General features: G+C 74.3%; 18 protein-coding genes and 1 riboswitch. Of the genes, 12 read left to right on the plus strand and 6 right to left on the minus strand.

The genetic code is table 11. From position 1 onward, the window contains the following. Positions 1-16: 16 nt before the first annotated feature. Positions 17-2,827 (minus strand): aminomethyl-transferring glycine dehydrogenase, encoded by a 2,811-nt coding sequence (gcvP, locus tag ACTEI_RS18260; RefSeq protein ID WP_122978757.1) that lies wholly within the window; start codon positions 2,825-2,827, stop codon positions 17-19. Positions 2,828-2,904: 77 nt separating this feature from the next. Further along, positions 2,905-3,009, minus strand: a riboswitch (glycine riboswitch). A gap of 96 nt (positions 3,010-3,105) precedes the next feature. Here gcvP and mgrA point away from each other — a divergent pair. Both mgrA and ACTEI_RS18270 read left to right on the plus strand, forming a co-directional pair. Beyond that, positions 3,106-4,065, plus strand: a complete 960-nt coding sequence (mgrA, locus tag ACTEI_RS18265) for an L-glyceraldehyde 3-phosphate reductase (protein WP_239082388.1) — start codon at positions 3,106-3,108, stop codon at positions 4,063-4,065. 47 nt (positions 4,066-4,112) lie between these two features. Beyond that, the gene (locus tag ACTEI_RS18270; RefSeq protein WP_122978759.1) at positions 4,113-4,793 is read left to right on the plus strand and encodes a nucleotidyltransferase domain-containing protein; all 681 of its coding nucleotides are present in this window, start codon (positions 4,113-4,115) and stop codon (positions 4,791-4,793) included. 16 nt (positions 4,794-4,809) lie between these two features. On the opposite strand, the gene ACTEI_RS18275 is transcribed toward ACTEI_RS18270, so the two are convergent. Beyond that, entirely contained in the window at positions 4,810-5,664 is an 855-nt protein-coding gene (locus ACTEI_RS18275; protein ID WP_122978760.1) for a class I SAM-dependent methyltransferase, read from the minus strand. Between the two features lie 47 nt (positions 5,665-5,711). Here ACTEI_RS18275 and ACTEI_RS18280 point away from each other — a divergent pair, with 47 nt between their 5' ends. The 4 genes from ACTEI_RS18280 to ACTEI_RS18300 all read left to right on the plus strand — a co-directional run bounded on the left by ACTEI_RS18280 (position 5,712) and on the right by ACTEI_RS18300 (position 8,479). After that, positions 5,712-6,293 (plus strand): helix-turn-helix domain-containing protein, encoded by a 582-nt coding sequence (locus tag ACTEI_RS18280; RefSeq protein WP_122978761.1) that lies wholly within the window; start codon positions 5,712-5,714, stop codon positions 6,291-6,293. 139 nt (positions 6,294-6,432) lie between these two features. Continuing rightward, positions 6,433-7,071 carry a hypothetical protein gene (locus ACTEI_RS18285; RefSeq protein WP_122978762.1) on the plus strand — a complete coding sequence of 213 codons (639 nt, stop codon included), beginning with the start codon at positions 6,433-6,435 and terminating at the stop codon, positions 7,069-7,071. Positions 7,072-7,496: 425 nt separating this feature from the next. Further along, a complete protein-coding gene (locus ACTEI_RS18295) occupies positions 7,497-7,838 on the plus strand; it encodes a hypothetical protein (protein WP_122978764.1) in 342 nt (113 codons plus the stop codon). Then, complete coding sequence (locus tag ACTEI_RS18300) at positions 7,838-8,479, plus strand: nucleotidyl transferase AbiEii/AbiGii toxin family protein (protein ID WP_122978765.1); 642 nt, start codon at positions 7,838-7,840, stop codon at positions 8,477-8,479. The genes ACTEI_RS18295 and ACTEI_RS18300 overlap by 1 nt, the downstream gene beginning before the upstream one ends. Positions 8,480-8,550: 71 nt before the next feature. On the opposite strand, the gene ACTEI_RS18305 is transcribed toward ACTEI_RS18300, so the two are convergent. Beyond that, entirely contained in the window at positions 8,551-9,054 is a 504-nt protein-coding gene (locus ACTEI_RS18305) for a MarR family winged helix-turn-helix transcriptional regulator (RefSeq protein ID WP_122978766.1), read from the minus strand. 40 nt (positions 9,055-9,094) lie between these two features. Here ACTEI_RS18305 and ACTEI_RS18310 point away from each other — a divergent pair, with 40 nt between their 5' ends. Then, positions 9,095-10,123: an FUSC family protein gene (locus ACTEI_RS18310; protein WP_145831036.1), complete on the plus strand. Its 1,029-nt coding sequence runs from the start codon at positions 9,095-9,097 to the stop codon at positions 10,121-10,123. Here the strand turns inward: ACTEI_RS18310 and ACTEI_RS18315 are convergent. Next, positions 10,089-11,303 (minus strand): MFS transporter, encoded by a 1,215-nt coding sequence (locus ACTEI_RS18315; RefSeq protein ID WP_122978768.1) that lies wholly within the window; start codon positions 11,301-11,303, stop codon positions 10,089-10,091. The genes ACTEI_RS18310 and ACTEI_RS18315 overlap by 35 nt on opposite strands. Next, complete coding sequence (locus ACTEI_RS18320) at positions 11,294-11,785, minus strand: MarR family winged helix-turn-helix transcriptional regulator (protein WP_239082374.1); 492 nt, start codon at positions 11,783-11,785, stop codon at positions 11,294-11,296. The genes ACTEI_RS18315 and ACTEI_RS18320 overlap by 10 nt, the downstream gene beginning before the upstream one ends. A 160-nt stretch (positions 11,786-11,945) precedes the next feature. Between ACTEI_RS18320 and efeU the strand changes: the two genes are divergently transcribed. The 3 genes from efeU (at position 11,946) to efeB (ending at position 15,278) form a co-directional block, all read left to right on the plus strand. Next, entirely contained in the window at positions 11,946-12,785 is an 840-nt protein-coding gene (gene efeU, locus ACTEI_RS18325) for an iron uptake transporter permease EfeU (protein WP_122978769.1), read from the plus strand. Between the two features lie 7 nt (positions 12,786-12,792). Further along, the gene (efeO, locus tag ACTEI_RS18330) at positions 12,793-13,917 is read left to right on the plus strand and encodes an iron uptake system protein EfeO (protein WP_122978770.1); all 1,125 of its coding nucleotides are present in this window, start codon (positions 12,793-12,795) and stop codon (positions 13,915-13,917) included. A gap of 98 nt (positions 13,918-14,015) precedes the next feature. Then, positions 14,016-15,278, plus strand: a complete 1,263-nt coding sequence (gene efeB, locus ACTEI_RS18335; RefSeq protein WP_122978771.1) for an iron uptake transporter deferrochelatase/peroxidase subunit — start codon at positions 14,016-14,018, stop codon at positions 15,276-15,278. Positions 15,279-15,462: 184 nt separating this feature from the next. Here efeB and ACTEI_RS18340 read toward each other — a convergent pair whose 3' ends face one another. Next, the gene (locus ACTEI_RS18340) at positions 15,463-16,359 is read right to left on the minus strand and encodes a M56 family metallopeptidase (protein ID WP_122978772.1); all 897 of its coding nucleotides are present in this window, start codon (positions 16,357-16,359) and stop codon (positions 15,463-15,465) included. A 419-nt stretch (positions 16,360-16,778) separates the two neighbouring features. Here ACTEI_RS18340 and ACTEI_RS18345 point away from each other — a divergent pair, with 419 nt between their 5' ends. Both ACTEI_RS18345 and ACTEI_RS18350 read left to right on the plus strand, forming a co-directional pair. Continuing rightward, complete coding sequence (locus ACTEI_RS18345; protein WP_122978773.1) at positions 16,779-18,059, plus strand: TolB family protein; 1,281 nt, start codon at positions 16,779-16,781, stop codon at positions 18,057-18,059. 226 nt (positions 18,060-18,285) lie between these two features. Next, on the plus strand, positions 18,286-19,293 hold the full coding sequence (locus ACTEI_RS18350; protein ID WP_122978774.1) for an AraC family transcriptional regulator: 1,008 nt from the start codon (positions 18,286-18,288) through the stop codon (positions 19,291-19,293). The last annotated feature ends 9 nt before the right edge of the window (positions 19,294-19,302 follow it).

A 19,302-nucleotide genomic window follows, 5' to 3' on the forward strand; every position in this document is an offset into this window, starting at 1 on the left:
CGCACGCGTCCTCCGGTCAGCTCTCGAACGCCTCCGGCGCCGGGCACGAGCAGACCAGGTTGCGGTCGCCGTAGGCCCCGTCGATACGGCGCACCGGCGGCCAGTACTTCGCCGTCCGGTCGACGCCCTCGGGGAAACCGGCCACCGAGCGCGGGTACGGGTGCGACCACTCGTCCGCGCTCACCGCCGACGCGGTGTGCGGCGCGTTCGCCAGCGGGTTGTCGTCGCGGGGCCACACGGCCGCCGCGACCTGGTCGATCTCCTTGCGGATCGCGATCATCGCGGCGCAGAACCGGTCCAGCTCGGCCAGGTCCTCGCTCTCGGTCGGCTCCACCATCAGGGTGCCGGCGACCGGGAACGACATGGTCGGTGCATGGAACCCGTAGTCGATCAGCCGCTTCGCCACGTCGTCCACGCTCACCCCGGTGGCCTTGGTGATCGGCCGCAGGTCGAGGATGCACTCGTGCGCGACCAGGCCGTTGTCCCCGGTGTAGAGGACCGGGTAGTGCTCGCGCAGCCGGGCCGCCACGTAGTTGGCCGCCAGCACCGCCGACGCGGTCGCCTGGGCCAGCCCGTCCGGCCCCATCATCCGCAGGTAGGCCCAGGAGATCGGCAGGATGCCGGCCGAGCCGTGCGCCGCCGCCGACACGGCGTGGTGCTCGCCGGGCTCCAGGGGGTCGCCCGGCAGGAACTCGGCCAGGTGCGCACGCACCGCGACCGGCCCGACGCCGGGGCCGCCGCCGCCGTGCGGGATGCAGAACGTCTTGTGCAGGTTCAGGTGTGACACGTCGGCGCCGAACTTGCCCGGCTTGGCGAAACCGACCAGGGCGTTGAGGTTGGCCCCGTCGACGTACACCTGGCCGCCGGCCTCGTGCACCCGCGCGCACAGCTGCGCGATCGAGGTCTCGTAGACGCCGTGCGTGGACGGGTAGGTCACCATGATCGCGGAGAGCGCGTCCCGATGCTTGTCGATCTTGGCGGCCAGGTCGGTGAGGTCGACGTTGCCGTTCTCGTCGCAGGCCACCACGACCACCCGCATACCGGCCATCACCGCGCTGGCCGCGTTGGTGCCGTGCGCCGAGGACGGGATCAGGCAGACGTCGCGGTGCGCCTCGCCGCGCGAGCGGTGGTAGCCGCGGATCGCCAGCAGGCCGGCCAACTCGCCCTGGGAGCCGGCGTTGGGCTGGACGCTGACCGCGTCGTACCCGGTGATCTCGGCGAGCCAGCCCTCCAGCTGGGCGACCAGTTCCTCGTAGCCGCGGGTCTGGCCGGCCGGGGCGTACGGGTGGATGTTCGCGAACTCCGGCCAGGTGACCGGCTCCATCTCGGTGGTGGCGTTCAGCTTCATCGTGCACGAGCCCAGCGGGATCATGCCGCGGTCCAGCGCGTAGTCACGGTCGGCGAGCCGGCGCAGGTAGCGCAGCATGCCGGTCTCCGAGTGGTGGGTGTTGAACACCGGATGGTCCAGATAGTCGGTGGTCCGGGCCAGCGGCTCGGCCCCGCAGGCGGCCGGTGCGGCCACGGCGGCGCCGAAGGCGGCGAGCACCGCCGCGACATGGGCGGCGGTGGTGGTCTCGTCGCAGGCGACCGACACCCGGTCCGCGTCGACCGGGCGCAGGTCGACGCCGGACTCCGCGGCGGCCGCGACGATCGCCGCGGCCCGGCCGGGCACCACGGCGGTGACCGTGTCGAAGAACGCGGTGTGGGCCAGCTCGACGCCGGCCGCGGTGAGGCTGCCGGCCAGGGTCAGCGCGTGCTCGTGCACCCGCTTGGCGATCGCGCGCAGCCCGGCCGGGCCGTGGTAGACCGCGTACATGCCGGCCATCACGGCCAGCAGGACCTGGGCGGTGCAGATGTTGCTGGTCGCCTTCTCCCGGCGGATGTGCTGCTCGCGGGTCTGCAGCGCGAGGCGGTAGGCGGGCGCGCCGTCGGCGTCCTTGGACACGCCGACCAGCCGGCCGGGCAGCGAGCGCTCCAGGCCGGCGCGCACGGCCAGGTAGCCGGCGTGCGGGCCGCCGAAGCCCAGGGGTACGCCGAAGCGTTGCGTCGTGCCGGCCGCGATGTCCGCGCCGATCTCGCCGGGCGGGCGCAACAGGGTCAGCGCGAGCAGGTCGGCGGCGACAGTGACCAGGGCGCCGCGGGCGTGGGCGGCCTCGACCAGGGCGGCGTGGTCGCGGACCGCGCCGGACGCGCCCGGGTACTGCAGGTGCACGCCGAAGCACTCGTCCGGCAGCGGCTCACCGGCGTCCAGGTCGACCAGGCGCAGCTCGATGCCGAGCGGTTCGGCGCGGGTGCGCAGCACGGCCAGCGTCTGCGGGAACGTGTCGGCGTCCACGGCGTACGTCGAGCTCTTGCTCCGCGACGCGCGGCGCGCCAGCGTCATCGCCTCGGCCACCGCCGTGGCCTCGTCCAGCATCGACGCGTTCGCCGTGGTCAGCCCGGTCAGGTCGGTGACCACGGTCTGGAAGTTCAGCAGCGCCTCCAGCCGGCCCTGGCTGATCTCCGGCTGGTACGGCGTGTACGCGGTGTACCACGCCGGGTTCTCCAGCACGTTGCGCCTGATCACCGCCGGCGTGTGGGTGCCGTAGTAGCCCAGGCCGATCATCGGGGTGGCCGGCGTGTTGCGCGCGGCGATCGCCCGCAGCTCGGCGATCGTCTCCTCCTCGGAGGCGCCCGCCGGCAGGTCCAGGGCGCCGCGGAACCGGATCGACTCGGGGATCGCGGCGTCCATCAGCTCGTCGAGTGACTCGTACCCGACGGTCTTGAGCATCTCCGCCTGCTCGTCGGCCTGCGGGCCGATGTGGCGATGGGTGAACGGCGACGTCATAGGGGCGGCTCCCGGGCTGAAGAAGGTCGACATGCAACCTCCCCCTCTGTCATACCCAGCCGGGCACTTCAGAGTCGCCTGCCCACGCGGTCCTTTTGCCTGAGAGGTTCCGGGGAGGATTTGCCCCTTCGGCGCCGATGGGCCCTGAAGGTCAGGACCCGGGTCTCTCCCGCGCGGGTGTTGCCGGCTGCTCTCAACCTACCAGCGCACACGGTCATGATCGGAATGCCTAGGCTGTGTCTGTGACCTACTCCCCTGCCGTTGACCGTTACGAGTCCATGACGTACCGCCGCGCGGGTCGCAGCGGGCTGCAGCTGCCGGCCATCTCCCTCGGGCTGTGGCACAACTTCGGCGACACCCGCCCGGCCGAGCGCCAGCGCGACATCGTCCGCCGCGCCTTCGACCTCGGGGTCACCCACTTCGACCTGGCCAACAACTACGGGCCGCCGCCGGGCAGCGCCGAGACCAACTTCGGCCGGATCCTCGCCGGCGACCTGCGGCACCACCGTGACGAGCTGGTCATCTCCAGCAAGGCCGGCTACACCATGTGGGACGGTCCGTACGGCGACTGGGGCTCGCGGAAATACCTGATCAGCTCGCTGGACCAGTCGCTGAAGCGGCTCGGCGTCGACTACGTCGACATCTTCTACCACCACCGGCCCGACCCGCAGACGCCGCTGGAGGAGACGATGGGCGCGCTGGACGCCATCGTGCGCTCCGGCAAGGCGCTGTACGTCGGCCTGAGCAACTACCGGTCCGAGCAGACCGCGAAGGCCGCCGCGATCCTGCGCGAGCTGGGCACGCCGCTGCTGATCCACCAGCCGTCGTACTCGATCCTGAACCGCTGGATCGAGCACGACCGGCTGCTCGACACCCTCGCGGAGGCCGGCGCCGGATGCATCGCGTTCAGCCCGCTGCAGCAGGGCCTGCTCACCGACCGCTACCTCGACGGCATCCCGGACGACTCGCGGATCCGCACCAGCGTGTTCCTGGACGAGAAGGCCCTGGACGCGAAGACCATGGGCCGGTTGCACGCGCTCAACGACCTCGCCAAGCGGCGCGGGCAGTCCCTGGCCCAGCTGGCGCTGGCCTGGGCGCTGCGCGACCCGCGGATGACCAGCCTGATCATCGGCGCGTCCAGCGTGCGGCAGCTGGAGGACAACATCGGCGCGCTGCGCAACCCGGCGCTGAGCCAGGACGAGCTGGACGCCATCGACGCCACCGTGCTGGACCTCTAGAAAAATCGCGCGCCCGCCCGGGGCCGGTTTCCGTACCGTCCCCGGGCATGCGCACGGACCTCGTCGAAGAGCACACCATCCTGTCCGTCGTGGTCGGCTCGCGCGCCTACGGCCTGGACACCCCGGACAGCGACCACGACCGGCGCGGCGTCTACGCGGCGCCGACCCGCGAGCTGTGGCGTCTCGACAAACCGCCCACCCACCTGGACGGTCCGGCCGAGGAGCAGTTCTCCTGGGAGATCGAGCGGTTCTGCACGCTGGCCGTGCAGGCCAATCCGACCGTGCTGGAGGTGCTCTGGTCGCCGCTGGTCGAACGGCTCACGCCGGACGGCGAGCAGCTGCTGGCGGCCCGCCGGGCGTTCCTGTCGCGGCGGGTGGCCGCGACCTACGGCAACTACGCGCGCGACCAGCTCGACCGGGTGGCCGCCCGGCGGGCCCGCACCGGCGAGACCAACCACAAACAGGCCATGCACATGATCCGGCTGCTGATCGCCGGCGCGCACGTGCTGCGCACCGGGGAGGTCCTGGTCGACGTGCGCGGGCTGCGTGACCGGCTGATGCCGATCCGGCACGGCGAGCTGCCGTGGGCGGCGGTCGCCGCCTGGGCCGCGCGGCTGCTCGCCGACCTGGCCGAGGCCGCGGCCGGGACACGGCTGCCGGAACACCCCGACCGGGAACGGGTCGACCGGCTGCTCGGCGAGATCCGGGAGCACGGCCTGCGCCGGTGACCGGTTTGCCGGCGCGTCAGCCGCGACGGCCGATCCACACGTCCCGGGTGGCGCGGACGGTGAGATCGTCGCGGCCGGGCAACCCGGCCACGATCGCGTCGAGGGCGGCCAGTTCGGCGCCGCCCAGCCGGTCGCCGAGCCGGTCCCGGGTGCGCTGCAGGGTGACCTGCGCGTAGCGCAGCGCGGCGGCGCCCAGCGGCGGGCGCAGCTCGATGGCGAAACGGCGCGCGCCCTCGAGCTCGAACCCGGCGGCCCGCAGCCGGGCGCCCCAGTCCTCGCCCATGTGCATGCCGGCCTCCCGCCGCAGCCGGGCCAGCTCGGCCTGGCAGCGGTCCTCCAGGGCGCTGCCGGCCGGGTCGGTGAGGAAGCGCGGGAACCCGTCCAGCTCGCTGATCACGACCGCGCCGCCGGGGCGCAGCACGTCGCGGACCCGGGTCAGCGCGGCGGCCGGGTCGGCCAGGTGGTGCATCGACGCCGACGCCCACACCAGATCGGCCGGGCCGAGCTGCGGCCAGTCGCCGTCCAGGTCGGCGCGGACCGTCCGGACCCGCTCGCCGCAGCCGGCCTCGGTGGCGCGCCGCCGCAGCCGGGCGAGCATGTCCTCGTCCACGTCCACCGCGGTCAGCGCGGCGCCGGGCAGGTGCCGGGCCAGGGCGAGCGTGCCGGTGCCGGTCCCCGCGCCGAGGTCGACGACGCGCGGCCGGTCCGGCGCCGCCGCGGCGGCCCAGCCGATCACCTCGTCGTAGTAGTCGCGCAGCACCTCGGCGTCGAGGTCGAGCATCTCGGCGAGCTGACCGGGCTGATCGTGGCCGTGCCGGTGGTGGCCGTGCTGGTGAGTACCGGGCTGGTGGTGACCGTGTTCGTGTGCCATGCCCCGAGGCTACCGCCGCCTTGCGTGAACGGCATACCATCTTGCGTATGACGCAAGACGGTGAGCTGGACGCCCTCGTCCGCCAACGGATCCGCGGGCTGCGGGTCGCTCGCGGCTGGTCGCTCGACGAGCTGGCCGCCCGCAGCTATCTGAGCCCGTCCACGCTGAGCCGCATCGAGACCGGGCACCGGCGCATCGCCCTCGATCAGCTGGCCCCGATCGCCCGGGCGCTCGGCACCACCCTCGACCAGCTGGTCGAGTCGGGCCGGGACGAGGACGTGGTGATCCGCCCGCACCACGACGCGTCCCGCGGCATGACCACGTGGCTGCTCAGCCGCGAGGGCGTCCCGGCCGGGATGACCGTGGCCAAGCTGCGCGTGGACCGGCCGGTGCCGGCCGACCTGCGGGTGCACCCCGGCCGCGACTGGTTCGTCGTGCTCTCCGGCGCCGTGGTGCTGCGCCTGGCCGAACGCACCATCGTGGTCCGCACCGGCGAGGCCGCCGAGTTCTCCACGATGGTGCCGCACGCGTTCGGCTCCACCGGCGGCCCGGCCGAGATCCTGTGCATCCTCGACCACGAGGGCGAGCGCTCCCACCTGGGACCGGCCCGCGACCGGCGACCCGGCTGACCCCGCGACCGGTCCGGCGGCGGCCCAAGGTCGACAACCCGACAGCCGGGCCGGCGCGTCACGACCGGCGGACCTGACGCGGTCCGGGTTCAATCGACGTGCACATCTGTCGACGGTCATCGTTGCGGGGGGACCGATCATGGATTACTACCTGCTGGCCGGGGACGGGATCCTGGCCGAGGAGTTCGCCTACGGCGAGGACCACGTGACCGTGGGGCTCGGCGGCGCGACGTGGGCGCCCGGCGACCGGCGGTGGCGCGGCGCCGGATCGTTCGCCCGATGCCTGCGTACGAACGGAGCCCTGCTCGCCACGGCCACGCCGGTGGACCGGGACCGGGCCGCGCGGGTCTACCGGGACCTGTGCGGCGCGTCGCTGCCCGGCGAAGCCCAGCTGCGCGCCCGGTTCGGCGACTGGGTCCGGCTGACCAGCGCGGCCCCGTTGCGGCTCGGCGGGCATGACACCCCGGCCGGATTCGCCGAGAAACGCGTCTACCGGGTGCTGTTCGCCCGGGAACTGCCGGACACCCGGCTCGCCGGGCTGAGCGCGTCCTGGCCGGGCGGCGGCGACGGCGGGATGCCCGGCGGCCGTGGCCGCGCGGGCGCCGACCTGTTCTCCTGGACCCTGCGGCGGGTGGGGCGCGGGATCGCCTGGGCGCTGGACGTGACCGTGCTGCTCAGCGGGGACCGCGCCGAGATCGTCGGTGACGTGCTGCGGAAACTGACCGCCGACGTGCGCTCTCGCGGCCTGATCCCGGTGACCACCGAACGCTTCGCGTGACGGTGCCGCCCGCGAGCGGCCCGGCGGCCGGCGGGCCTCGGACCGAGTGGCCGTACCGGGCCCCGCGACCCGGCGGCCGGTGAGGCCGGCGGGCTTCGGAGCGAGTGGCCGTGCCGGGCTGTCCGGCGACCCGGCGACCCGGCGGCCCGGCGGCCCGGCGGCCCGGCGGCCCGGCGGCCCGGCGGCCCGGCGGCCGGGCCGGTCCGGCACCGCGATCCGGCCCGGCGCCACATGCGACGGACCGGCCCCGGCGGCCGTCGACGGCCACGGAATGCGAATGTGGAAATACCGCTCGGGAAACGCAGCGCCGCACGTGCCCACGCGGGGTGAGATGTCCGGGCGGCGCCTCGTCGCGGGAAAAGAATCGACGCCGCCGGAAAACGGGCGCTTGCTTTCCGTCGGGCACGACGGTTTAGGCTGAACGCATGTCCGCCAGCGTCGCCTCCGTCGTTCACCTGGCCCGGCCGCACCGGCCGGTCGTCGTGGCCGGCACTCTCGCCGAATTGCGCGGGCCGACGTGCGGGCTGGTCGAGTTGCCGTTGCGGTTGTGGTGGCATCCGCAGCGCGCGTTCGATCTGGGGCAGCGCACCATGCTCCTGTGGATGTATGAGAATGTGCTGCGGGAATCGATCCGGGTCGACGAGTTGCGCGCCTATCTGGACGGCGCGACGCTGGTGCGGGTGTGGCCGGAGCTGAATCTGCCGCGCGGCGTGCGAGCGGCCTGGGAGGCCCGGCACCCACGGCTGCGGGCCCGTCTCGCCGCCTGATGGGTGTCGACGACTTCTACCGCGAGGTGGCCCGGATCGCGCTGGGCGTCGCCGACAAGCACCGGTTCGTGCTCGGCGGCGGGGTGGCGTGGCTGGTCAACGGCCTGGTGGCCCGGCCCACCGAGGACATCGACCTGTTCACCGACACCGAGGGCGCGGTGGTGGCCGCGGCCGGCGAGGTCACCGCGGCGCTGACCGCCGCCGGCTACCGGGTGGTCCGCGAGGAGGGCGACGAGCTGTTCGCCGGGATGGACGCGGACATCCAGGAGTTCCTGGTGGCCGGCGAGCACCGGGCGCTGCGGCTGACGCTGTGCCGGCTGGACCGGCACCGGGCTCCGGTGGTGATGGACCTGGGTCCGGTGATGCACCTCGACGACCTGGTCGCGACGAAGGTCGCGGCCCTGGTCAACCGGCGCGAGGTGCGCGACTACATCGACGTGGCGGCGGCGCTGCAGCGGTATCCGCTGCAGCGGGTGCTGGAGCTGGCGCACGCCGCGGACCCGGCCCTGGACCCGGCGGACATCGCGGAGGCCGGACGCTACCTGGACCGCCTCGACGACATCCGGTTCACCCGGTACGGCCTGGACGCCCCGCGGATCGCCGAGCTGCGGCAGCGGCTGGCCGGCTGGCCCCGGCACTGACCCAACCGGGCGACGGCTTCCGGGCGGTGCGGCAAGCCGCGCGCCGGGGTCCGGGCGGCGCTGCGGGGCGTTCATTGCCGGCCCGGCTCGGCGGCCTGCACCAGGGTGGCCAGCAGCCGGCGCAGAGCCGGTTCGAGCGCCGCGCGATCGGCCGCCGGCAGCGTGGCGAGCCAGGACGCCTCCAGTGAGCTGACCGTCTCCAGGGCGGGGTGGACGGCGGCGCGGCCCTTCGCGGTCACCTCGATGACCGCGCTGCGCCCGTCGTGCCCGTGCGGGCGCCGCCGCGCCAGCCCGGCCGCCTCGACCTGGCGCAGCCGTTTGGTGACCGCGGCCCGGGTGATGCGCAGGGCGTCGGCGATCCGCGCCGGGGACACCGCCGCGCCGCTGCGCACCAGCAGGGACAGCACCTCGAAGCCGGCGCGGTCGATACCGTGCCCGGCCAGCGCGGCGTCGGTGAGCGTGTCGGTGAGCCGGGCGATGCGCAGGACCCGTTGGAAGACCCCGGCCGGCCCGACGTCGAGACCGGGCCGTGAGTGGCGCCACTGCGCTTGGAGTTCGTCCACCTCGTCGGTCATGCTCCGATGATAGTTAACTGGTAAATCAGTTGGGCGAGGGATGACGACCACTACACTGCGCCGCTTCTGGCACGTGGCGCCGCACGCCGGAGCGCACCTGCCGGCTCTTCGGATGGGGATCTCGGCGGCCGGGCCGCTGGTCGTGCTGGCGCTGGCCGGCCGGCCGGGGTGGGGCGCGTGGGCGCTGTTCGGCACGCTCACCGCGGCGTACGGCCGCTCCGCCCCGCCCCCGCGCCGGCTGCGTATGCAGGCCGTGGTGGGGCTGCTGCTGGTGGCGATGGTGGTCACGGCGACCGCGCTGGCCGCCGCCGGGACGCCCGGTAGCGTGCTCGTGCTGTGCACCGCGCTGGTGGCCGCCGCCGGCACGGTGGTCGCCGACCGCAGCCGCTGGAGCCCGCCGGGCAGCCTGTTCCCGGTGTTCACGTTCAGCGCCTGCGGCGCGTTGCCGGCCACCGCGGCCGACGTCCCGCGGGCCGCGGCGCTGTCCGCGGCCGGCCTGGCGTGGGCGCTGCTGGTCACCGCGGCCGGCGACCGGCTGCGGCCGACCCCGTCGTACGCCGCCGCGCCGGCGCGCCCCAGCGCCCGGCTGACCGCCGTGCACGCCGTGGTCTGTCTCGTGGCGGCGGGCGTCGCGGGCGCCGTGGCGCTGGCCGCCGGCTGGCAGCACCCCGGCTGGGCGATGGTCGCCGCCGTGGTGCCGGTGGTCGGTCCGAGCACCGGCGGGCAGCTGCTGCGGGCCGGGCACCGCCTGGCCGGCACGCTGTGCGGGGTGCTGGTCGCCGGGGCGCTGTTCTGGCACGCCCCCGGCCCGCTGGCCGGCGCGCTGCTGCTCGGGGCGCTGCTGTTCGGGGCCGAGCTGCTGATCGCGCGCAACTACGCGCTGGCGCTGCTGTGCGTCACGCCGGTGACCATCGGGATGGCCCGGCCGGGCCGCCCGGGCGAGCTGCTCGCGCTGATGGCGGACCGGGCCGCGGAGACCGCCCTCGGCGTCGCGGTGGTCGCGGTCCTCGTGCTGGCCACCCACCGGTTGCGGGTCAGCGCCGCAACTCCGGCGCCGTCCGGGCGATGACGGCGACCGCCACGACGCACAGCACACCGCCGCTGAGCAGGGCCACCGGCCCGGACGTCGCGCCGGCGACCAGCCCGGCGCGCAGGTTGCCGAGGTCCGGGCCGGCCTGCCCGACGATCTGCTCGGCGGCCGCCACCCGCCCGAGCAGCCGCGGGGGTGTGTGCAGCTGGACCACGGTGGCCCGGGAGATCACCGCGACCGTGTCGGCGGCCCCGGCCAGCACCAGGCAGGCCAGCCCCAGCCACGGATCGGCGACCACGCCGAACAGCGCGAGCGCCACGCCCCACACGGTCGCGCCGCCGACCATCACCAGGCCCGGCCGCGACAGCCGGGTGAACGTCCCGGACAGCAGCGACGCGCCCACCCCACCGGCCGCTATCGCGGTCAGGAACAGCCCGAGGGTGCGCGGGTCGTCATCGAACCGGGCGGCGTTGACCAGCGGGAACAGGCTGATCGGCATGGCCAGGACGGTGGCCGCCAGGTCGGTGAGCAGCGCGCCGCGCACCGCCCGCTGCCCGGCCAGGAACCGCAGCCCCCGCGCCACCGCCCGCAGCGCCGGCTCGTCCCGGCGCCCGGCCGGCGGCACCCGGGGCAGCCCGGCCGCGCCCCACAGGGCCAGCCCGAACGTCAGCGCGTCGGCCAGATAGCAGCCGCCCACCCCGAACCGGCCGAGCACCAGGCCGCCGAGCGCCGGCCCGATCAGCATCGACGCCTGGAACGAGATGTGGTTGAGCGCCAGGCCGGCCGGCAGCTCGGCGGGGCCCAGCAGGTGCGGGAGCAGGGCCCGGGAGGCCGGGCCGCCGCAGGCGACCAGGCCGGACTGCACGACGACGACCAGCAGCACCCCGGCGACCGGCAGCGGCCGCAGGAAGCCCTGCACCGCCAGCAGCGCCGAGCACACCGCCAGCCCGGCCGTGGTGAGCAGGTAGAGCCGGCGCCGGTCGACCCGGTCGGCGAGAGCCCCGGCGAACAGACCGAACGCCACGAGCGGCAGCGCCTGGGCCAGGCCGACGGCGCCGGTCCAGATGGTGCTGTGGGTCTGCTGCCAGACCTGGTACATCACCGCGACCAGCGTCATCTGACTGCCGAAGCCGGAGCAGACCCGGCCGAGCCACAGCCGCCGGAACGCCGGACAACGGCGCAGCGGCCCCAGGTCGATCAGCGCGCCGGTCACTCCCACGCCGGGTCCCGGGCGAGCTTGGCGACGATGCGGTCGCGGAAGCTCTTGCGGCGCAGCGCGGCCTCGATGTCGCGCACCACCCGGGTCATCGGGTAGGGCAGCTCCGCGTCGATCTCGGCGACCGCGGCCTCGGTGGCCCGCCACTCGGCGGCCAGGCGGCCGGCGATCCGCTCCGCCTTGCCGGTGAGGGCGACCGTTTTGGTACGTGCGTCGGGTCCCGCCTCGGTGCGCACCCAGCCGGCCGCCCGCATCGCCGACACCTTCTGGCTGAGCGCGGAGTGGGTACGGCCCACCGCGGCGGCCAGCTCGCTGATCGTCATCGGTCCGTGCCGGTGCAGTTTGATGAGCTCCTTCACCCATACGGGGCGTAGCCCCGGGATGTCCGCCTCGGCGTAGACGCGGGCGATGTCGGCGTCCATCGCCGCCTGCAGGTCCCACAGGGAGCGCCAGACGGCGTGTTCGGTCGGGTCGGTGTCGGTCACCGGACCACTGTAACAGCACTTATATAAGTGCTTGTACTTCACCCGGGCCGGCCGTTACGCCGAGGTTGCGCGGCCTCACCGGGAGCGACATTTGACATCTACATCCGAGTAGAAGAATGATGCGGGGATAGACTTAGGTTTGGCTAACCTTTGGAGCTCCATGACCGCCATCTACCTCATCGGCCTGCGTGAAGGCCTGGAGATCACCCTCGTGGTCTCGATCCTCGTGGCCTTCCTGGTCAAGAGCGACCGCAGGCCGCTGTTGCGCCTGGTCTGGGCCGGGGTGGCGCTGGCCGCGGTGATCTCGGTCGGCTTCGCGGTGCTGCTGCGGGTGGGCGTCGCCACGCTCAGCTCCACGCACCAGGAGCTGTTCGAGGCGATCGCGTCGTTCGTGGCGGTCGCCTTCGTCACCTGGATGATCTTCTGGATGCGCCGGATGGCCCGCCACATGGGCCGTGAACTGCGCGGCAAGATGGAGGGCGCGATCCAGGTGGGACCGGCGGCGGTGGCCGGGGTGGCGTTCCTGGCGGTGATCCGGGAGGGCCTGGAAACCTCCGTCCTGTTCTACGCGGCCGCCCAGGGCGCCGCCGACAGCGTCCGGCCGCTGATCGGCATCACCCTCGGCCTGCTCACCGCGGTGGTCCTGGGCTGGCTGCTGTACATCAGCGCCGTCCGGATCAACCTGTCCACGTTCTTCACCTGGACCGGCGCGCTGCTGGTGCTGGTCGCGGCCGGCATCTTCAAGTACGGCTTCCACGACCTGCAGGAGTCCAACGTCCTGGGTGGACTGAACCACCACGCCTTCGACGTGACCTCGGCATTCCCGCCCAGCGCCTGGTACGCCGAGCTGCTGCGCGGCATGTTCAACTTCACGCCCGCGCCGAGCGTGATCGAGACGGTCGCCTGGCTCGCGTACGGCATCCCGGTTCTCGTTCTCTTCCTCTGGCCGGCCCGCACGCGCCAGCCGGCCGCCACCACCCCCGCCACCACCGCCTCCTAGGAGAACGATGCGCACTGCACACCTGCTCACCGCCGGCGCCGCCGCACTGCTGTTGACCGCGTGCGGCGACAAGGCCGGCGACGAGGCCGGCAGCGCCTCCGGCAAGATCGCCGTGGCCGCCACCGACACCGAGTGCAAGGTGGAGCGGACCAGCTCGAACGCGGGCACGGTCACGTTCAGCATCGCCAACAAGGGCAGCAAGATCAATGAGTTCTACGTGTACGCGCCCGGCGACCGGATCATGGCCGAGGTGGAGAACATCGCGCCCGGGCTGTCCCGTGAGCTGATCGTCGAGCTGCCCGCCGGGGCGTACGAGACCGCCTGCAAGCCCGGCATGGTCGGCAAGGGCATCCGGGGGGCGTTCCAGGTGTCCGGCTCGGCCGCGCCGCTGACCGAGGACGCCAAGCTGGCCCAGGCCACCAAGGACTACCAGCGGTACGTGAAGAGCCAGACCACCGCGCTGATCGAGCAGACCACCGCATTCGTGACCGCGGTCAAGGGCGGCGACGCGGAGAAGGCCAAGTCGCTGTTCCCGATCGCGCGCACCTACTGGGAGCGGATCGAGCCGGTCGCGGAGAGCTTCGGCGACCTGGACCCGGCCATCGACGCCCGCGAGGGCGACCTCGAGGCCGGCCAGGAATGGACCGGCTTCCACAAGATCGAGAAGGACCTCTGGGTCACCAAGGACCTCAGCAAATCCGGTCCCACCGCGGACAAGCTGCTGACCGACGTCCAGACGATCGTGGACAAGGCCAACACCATCACCCTCTCCCCCGTGCAGCTGGCCAACGGCGCCAAGGGCCTGCTGGACGAGGTCGCCACCGGCAAGATCACCGGCGAGGAGGACCGCTACTCGCACACCGACCTGTGGGACTTCGCCGCCAACATCGAGGGCTCGCAGGGCGCCATCGCGGCGCTGCGCCCGGCGCTTGAGGAGCGGGACCCGGCGCTGGTGAAGACCCTCGACGACAACTTCGCCAAGGTGCAGGCGGCACTCGACAAGCACCGCGCCGGCGACGGCTGGAAGCTGCACAACCAGCTGACCCAGGCCGAGCTCAAGGAACTCAGCGACGCGATCAACGCCCTGGCCGAGCCGATCAGCAAGGTCGCGGCGATCGTCGCCGGCAAGTGACCCGGCGGCCCGGGGCGACGGCTCGCCCCGGGCCGCGCCACCGCGACCACGCCACGGCGTGGTCGCGACCGGAAAACCCACGAAGAAAGGCTTGGCAGATGCAGCGGCGCAAGGTCCTCGGGCTGGCCGGCGCGGGAGCCGCGGGCGTGGCCGCCGCGGGCGCCGGGGCGCTGGCCCTGACCCGCCACGACCCGGAGCCGGTCGCCACGTCGGCCGACGCCGGCGGCGCGATCCCGTTCTACGGCCGGCGACAGGCCGGGATCGTCACCCCGGCCCAGGACCGGTTGCACTTCTGCGCCTTCGACGTGATCACCGACGACCGGGCCGCGCTGGTCGAGATGCTGCAGGACTGGACGGCCGCCGCCGCGCGGATGACCGCCGGCCGGGACGCGGGCACGTTCGGCGCCGTCGGCGGCTCGCCGGAGGCCCCGCCGGACGACACCGGCGAGGCGCTCGGCCTGCCCGCCTCCGGACTCACCCTGACCATCGGCTTCGGGCCGACGCTGTTTCGCGACGCCCGCGGCAGGGACCGCTTCGGGATCGCCGCCCGGCGCCCCGCCGCCCTCGCCGACCTGCCGAAGTTCCCCCGCGACGCGCTGGAGCCGGCGATCAGCGGCGGCGACATCGGCGTGCAGGCCTGCGCCCACGACCCGCAGGTCGCGGTGCACGCGATCCGCAACCTGGCGCGGATCGGGATGGGCAAGGTCAGCGTCCGCTGGTCGCAGCTCGGCTTCGGCCGTACCTCGTCGACCTCCCGATCGCAGGCCACGCCGCGCAACCTCTTCGGGTTCAAGGACGGCACCCGCAACCTCAAGGCCGAGGACGCCGCGCTGCTCGACGAGCACCTGTGGGTGCAGCCCGGCGACGGGCCGGACTGGATGACGGGCGGGTCGTATCTGGTCACCCGTAAGATCCGGATGCTGATCGAGACCTGGGACCGGTCACCGCTGTCCGAACAGCAGACGATCATCGGGCGGGACAAGGGCGAGGGCGCCCCGCTGACCGGCGCGCGCGAGCACGACGAGCCGGACTTCGCCGCGCAGGACGGCGCGGGCCTGCCGGTCATCGCCGCCGACTCGCACCTGCGCCTGGCGCACCCGGACCAGAACGGCGGCGCCCGGATGCTGCGGCGCGGCTACAACTTCGTCGACGGCTCGGACGGGCTGGGGCGCCTCAACGCCGGGTTGTTCTTCATGTCCTACCAGCGGGACCCGCACAAGCAGTTCGTCCCGGTGCAGAGCCGGCTGGCCAAGCAGGATGCGCTCAACGAGTACATCCGGCACGTGTCCAGCGGCCTGTTCGCCTGCCCGCCCGGCCTGCCCGCCGCCGACGACCACTGGGGCCGGGCGCTGTTCGCCTGAGCCCGGTGCCGGCTGACGACCCCGCCGCCGGCCACCGGGCGCGCTGTTCGCCGGGCCGATCCGGACGGCGCCCCCGCCGACCACCGGGCGCTGTTCGCCCGGCCCGATCCCGGACGGCGCCCCGCCGGCTACCGCGCGCTGTTCGCCCAGGCATGATCGCGACCGGCCACCGCGGGCCGCGGTGTCACCGCAGCGCCGCCCGGATCAGCTCGACCAGATCGACGGTCGCCTCACCGGTCCAGACCACCGAGCTGAGCGCGACCAGCACCGGCACGATCAGCAGGGCCCCCGGGGCCGGTCGCGGCGGCGGCCGCAACAGGTGCGCGACCCGCCGGGGTACGACCCCGCCCGGCGCCGCCGCGTGCAACGCCGCCGTGACCGGGCTGCCCGCCCCGGCCAGCGCCGCCACCCCGATCGCGTGCGCCAGCGTCCGCCGGCTGCCCAGGTCGGTCGCGGCCCGCTCGTCGGCGGCCCGCTCGATCAGGTAGTCGACGTGCCTGGCGACCCACCACAGCGCCGGATGCGCGGCCACCGCCAGCTCGGCCACCCGGGCCAGCCGGTGGTGACCCCCGGCCAGGTGCGCGTGCTCGTGCGCGAGCAGCGCCTCGAACTGCCGGTCGGTGAGCAGCCCGCGCATCCCGGTGGTGACCACCACGTGCCCCGGATCGCCGGGGACCGCGAACGCCCGCGGCGCCTCGTCGGTCAGCACGACCACGCCGCCCGGCCCGCCGTCCGGCGCCATCGCCAGCACCCGCCGCTGCCGCCGCCAGCGCCGCGCCACCAGCACCAGCACCAGGACCGAGAGCGCCAGGCTGCACCACGGCACCCACCCGACCCCGGCGGTGTCGGCCGCGACGACCGCGGGCGACCAGCCGAACAGCCGGCCGGCCACCGGCGTCTGGGCGAGCGCGTGCGCGGCCAGCAACAACAGGTTGATCGTGCTGGCCGCGGCCACGGTCAGCGCCGACCAGGCGACCACCGGCGCCGCCCGGCCGGGCGCGAGCCGGTCCGCGAGCAGCCGCACCACCAGCGCGGCCAGCGGCGGCGCCACGACCACCGACCACACGAAATGATCAAACATCGTCGTACCCTCTCAGCGGGCTCCGTCGAGCACCGCCCGCCATGCTCTCACCCGCGGCCCCGGCCGCCGCGGCGCTGCCCGGCCCGCGCCCGCAGGCTCGTCCGGCGCGCGAAGCCGGCCCTCCCCCCGGGCCGCCGGGAGGATGGAGCTTCGAGCACCCCGGCGCCGCCCCGTCATGCCGCCGCCCGCGTCCGCGGGTACCGCGGAATCGTGCGCTCGGGCGCGACGGGTGGCCGGCGGCACGGTGTGCACGTCGGGGGCCGGCGCCGGATCCCGCGGCCCCGGCAGCCGCGAGCCGGCACGGCACGGCCCGGACGCCGATCGATGTCCGCGTCACGACCGGCATTCATCGAACCTGATATCGTCGCGCCGGTCTCGGCCCGAGGCGACGAGGTACACGGGGGAAGGAACCACCTGCCATGCGCCGCACACCATCCGCACGTCTGTGCTGCTGTCTGACCGTCACCGCCGCGCTCGCGGCCGCGCTGCCGGCGCCCGCGCACGCCGCCGTCCTGGCCACGCGGCTCGTGTCGGTCACCCCGGACGGCACCCAGGGCGAGAAGGATTCCCTCCTGCCGTCCGCCGACGCGCGGGGCCGGTTCGTCGTCTTCGAGTCGCAGGCGTCGAACCTGGCGTCCGACGACGACAACGGCCAGTACGACGTCTTTCTCGTCGACCGCGCCACCGGCTCCCTGGAGCTGATCTCCCGTGGCGCGGACGGCAGACCGCTGCCGGGCAGCTCCGGAGGATCGCAGATCAGCGCCGACGGCCGGTTCGTCACCTACTACTCGTGGACCGGGACGAGCGCCGAGCCGCCCCGGGTCTACGTGTACGACCGGGCCGCCCGGGCGACCACACCGGTCCCGACCGGGGCCGCGGGCGGCACGTCCCCCAGCATCAGCGGCGACGGCCGGTACGTGACGTTCAAGTCCCGTTCCGAGGACCTCGTCCCGGACGCCAACGGCTGGTACGAGGACATCTTCGTCCACGACCGCCAGACCGGCGCGACCACGATCGCCTCCCGTGCCGCCGACGGCGCCCAGGGCGACCGGTCCAGTTCCCGGGGCGTCATCACCGCCGACGGCCGGCACCTCGCGTTCGCCTCCGACGCCACGAACCTGGTGCCCGGCGACACCAACGACACCGAGGACATCTTCCTCAAGGACCTCACGACCGGCGCGGTCCAGCGGATCAGCGTGACCGGCGACGGCTCGCAGGGCACCGATTTCTGGATCTACAGCGATCCGTCGGTCAGCGCGGACGGCCGGTACGTCGGCTACGCCACCACCGCCGCGTTCGCCCCGGACGACACCAACGACGACATCGACGTGTACCTGCACGACACCGGCACGGGCGAGACCACACTGGTCTCCCGCGGGCACGACGGGCAGCCCCTGGACGCGGGGTGGGCGTCGTCGCCGGCGGTCAGCGGCGACGGCGGCTCGATCGCGTTCTGGTCGAGTTCCGGCCAGGTCGTCGCGGACGACACCAACCTGGCCGGCGACCTGTTCGTGTACGACCGGGCCGGCGGCGTCACCGAGCGGGTGTCCGTCACCGGCTCGGGCGCGCAGGCGGACGGCGCGGACAGCGGCGTGTTGAGCCACGACGGCCGCCTGGTCTTCTACCGCGCCGGGGCGGCGAACCTCGTCCCGGACGACACGAACGGCGCCGACGACATCTTCGTGACGAGTCGCTCGTGATCCGGGCCCGCGAGCGCCCGCGCCGGCAGGCATCGGCATCCGGATCCGGCCGGTTCGGGTGTTCGGGCGCGCCGGCGCCGACCCCGGGATCGGCCGGCGGCTGAGCCGAGGAGCGGCGCCGGCGGCAGGCGCTGCGGCCCACGCCCGGAGTGCCGAGGAGCGGCGCCGGCGGCAGGCGCTGCGGCCCACGCCCGGGGCGCCGGTCGGCCGGCGATAGTCTTCGGCGGTGTCGCTCGTGCGCTCGGCCGGTCTGCAGAGGTTCCGGGAGACCGTCGAGGGGCTCGGCGGCGATCCGGCGCGCTACGCCCGGCAGGCCGGTCTGCCGGTGGCCGCCCTGGACACCGACGACCTGCTGATCGAGGACACCGCGATCGCGGCGGTGCTGGAGATCGCGGCGGTGGCGCTGCGCTGCCCGGACCTCGGCCTGCGGGTGGCGTCGGCGCAGGATCTGAGCATGCTCGGCCCGCTGGCGGTGGCCATCCAGCACTCGCCGTCGGTCGGCGACGCCCTGGAGTGCACGTCGCGGTACATGTTCGTGCACGCCCGTGACCTGCACGTGTCGCTGATCGACGACCCGGAGGGCGCGCCGGGGGTCAAGGGCCTGCGGTACGCGTTCGGCGCGGGGGTGCGGCCGCTGCCCCAGGCGACGGACATGACCGTGCTGTTCGTGCACCGTGCGGTGACCTTCCTGGTCGGCGGCGGGTACGGGCTGCGGTCGGTGGATCTGCCGCACCGGCCGGCGGCGCCCCGGCAGCGGTACGAGCAGGCGTTCGGGGCGCGGGTCCGGTTCGGCCGGCCGGAGGCGCTGCTGCGGGTGCCGGCGAGCCTGCTCGGCCGCCCGCTGGAAGGGGTGGACGCGACGCTGCGCAGCCTGGCGCTGGCGTTCCTGTCCCGGCAGGCGCCGGAACCGGGCAGCCCGGTGGCGGCGCGGGTGCGTGCGGTTCTGGCGCAGGCGCTGGGCACCGGTTCGACCGATCTGGCCGGCGTCGCGCGAGCGCTCGCCGTGCACCCGCGCACCCTGCAACGCGAACTGGCCGGCCAGGGCCGGTCGTTCGCGGAGATCCTGGACGGCCTGCGCCGGTCCCGGGCGCACACCTATCTCACCGGGACCGACATGCCGCTGGCTCAGGTGAGCCGGCTGCTGGGGTTCGCCGAGCAGGCGGTGCTCAGCCGCTGCGCCCGCCGGTGGTGGGGTACCAGCCCGTCCGCGCTGCGGCGCGCGGCCCGGCAGTAGGGCCCCCGG

This window comes from Actinoplanes teichomyceticus ATCC 31121 (genome assembly GCF_003711105.1).
Lineage (GTDB): Bacteria > Actinomycetota > Actinomycetes > Mycobacteriales > Micromonosporaceae > Actinoplanes > Actinoplanes teichomyceticus.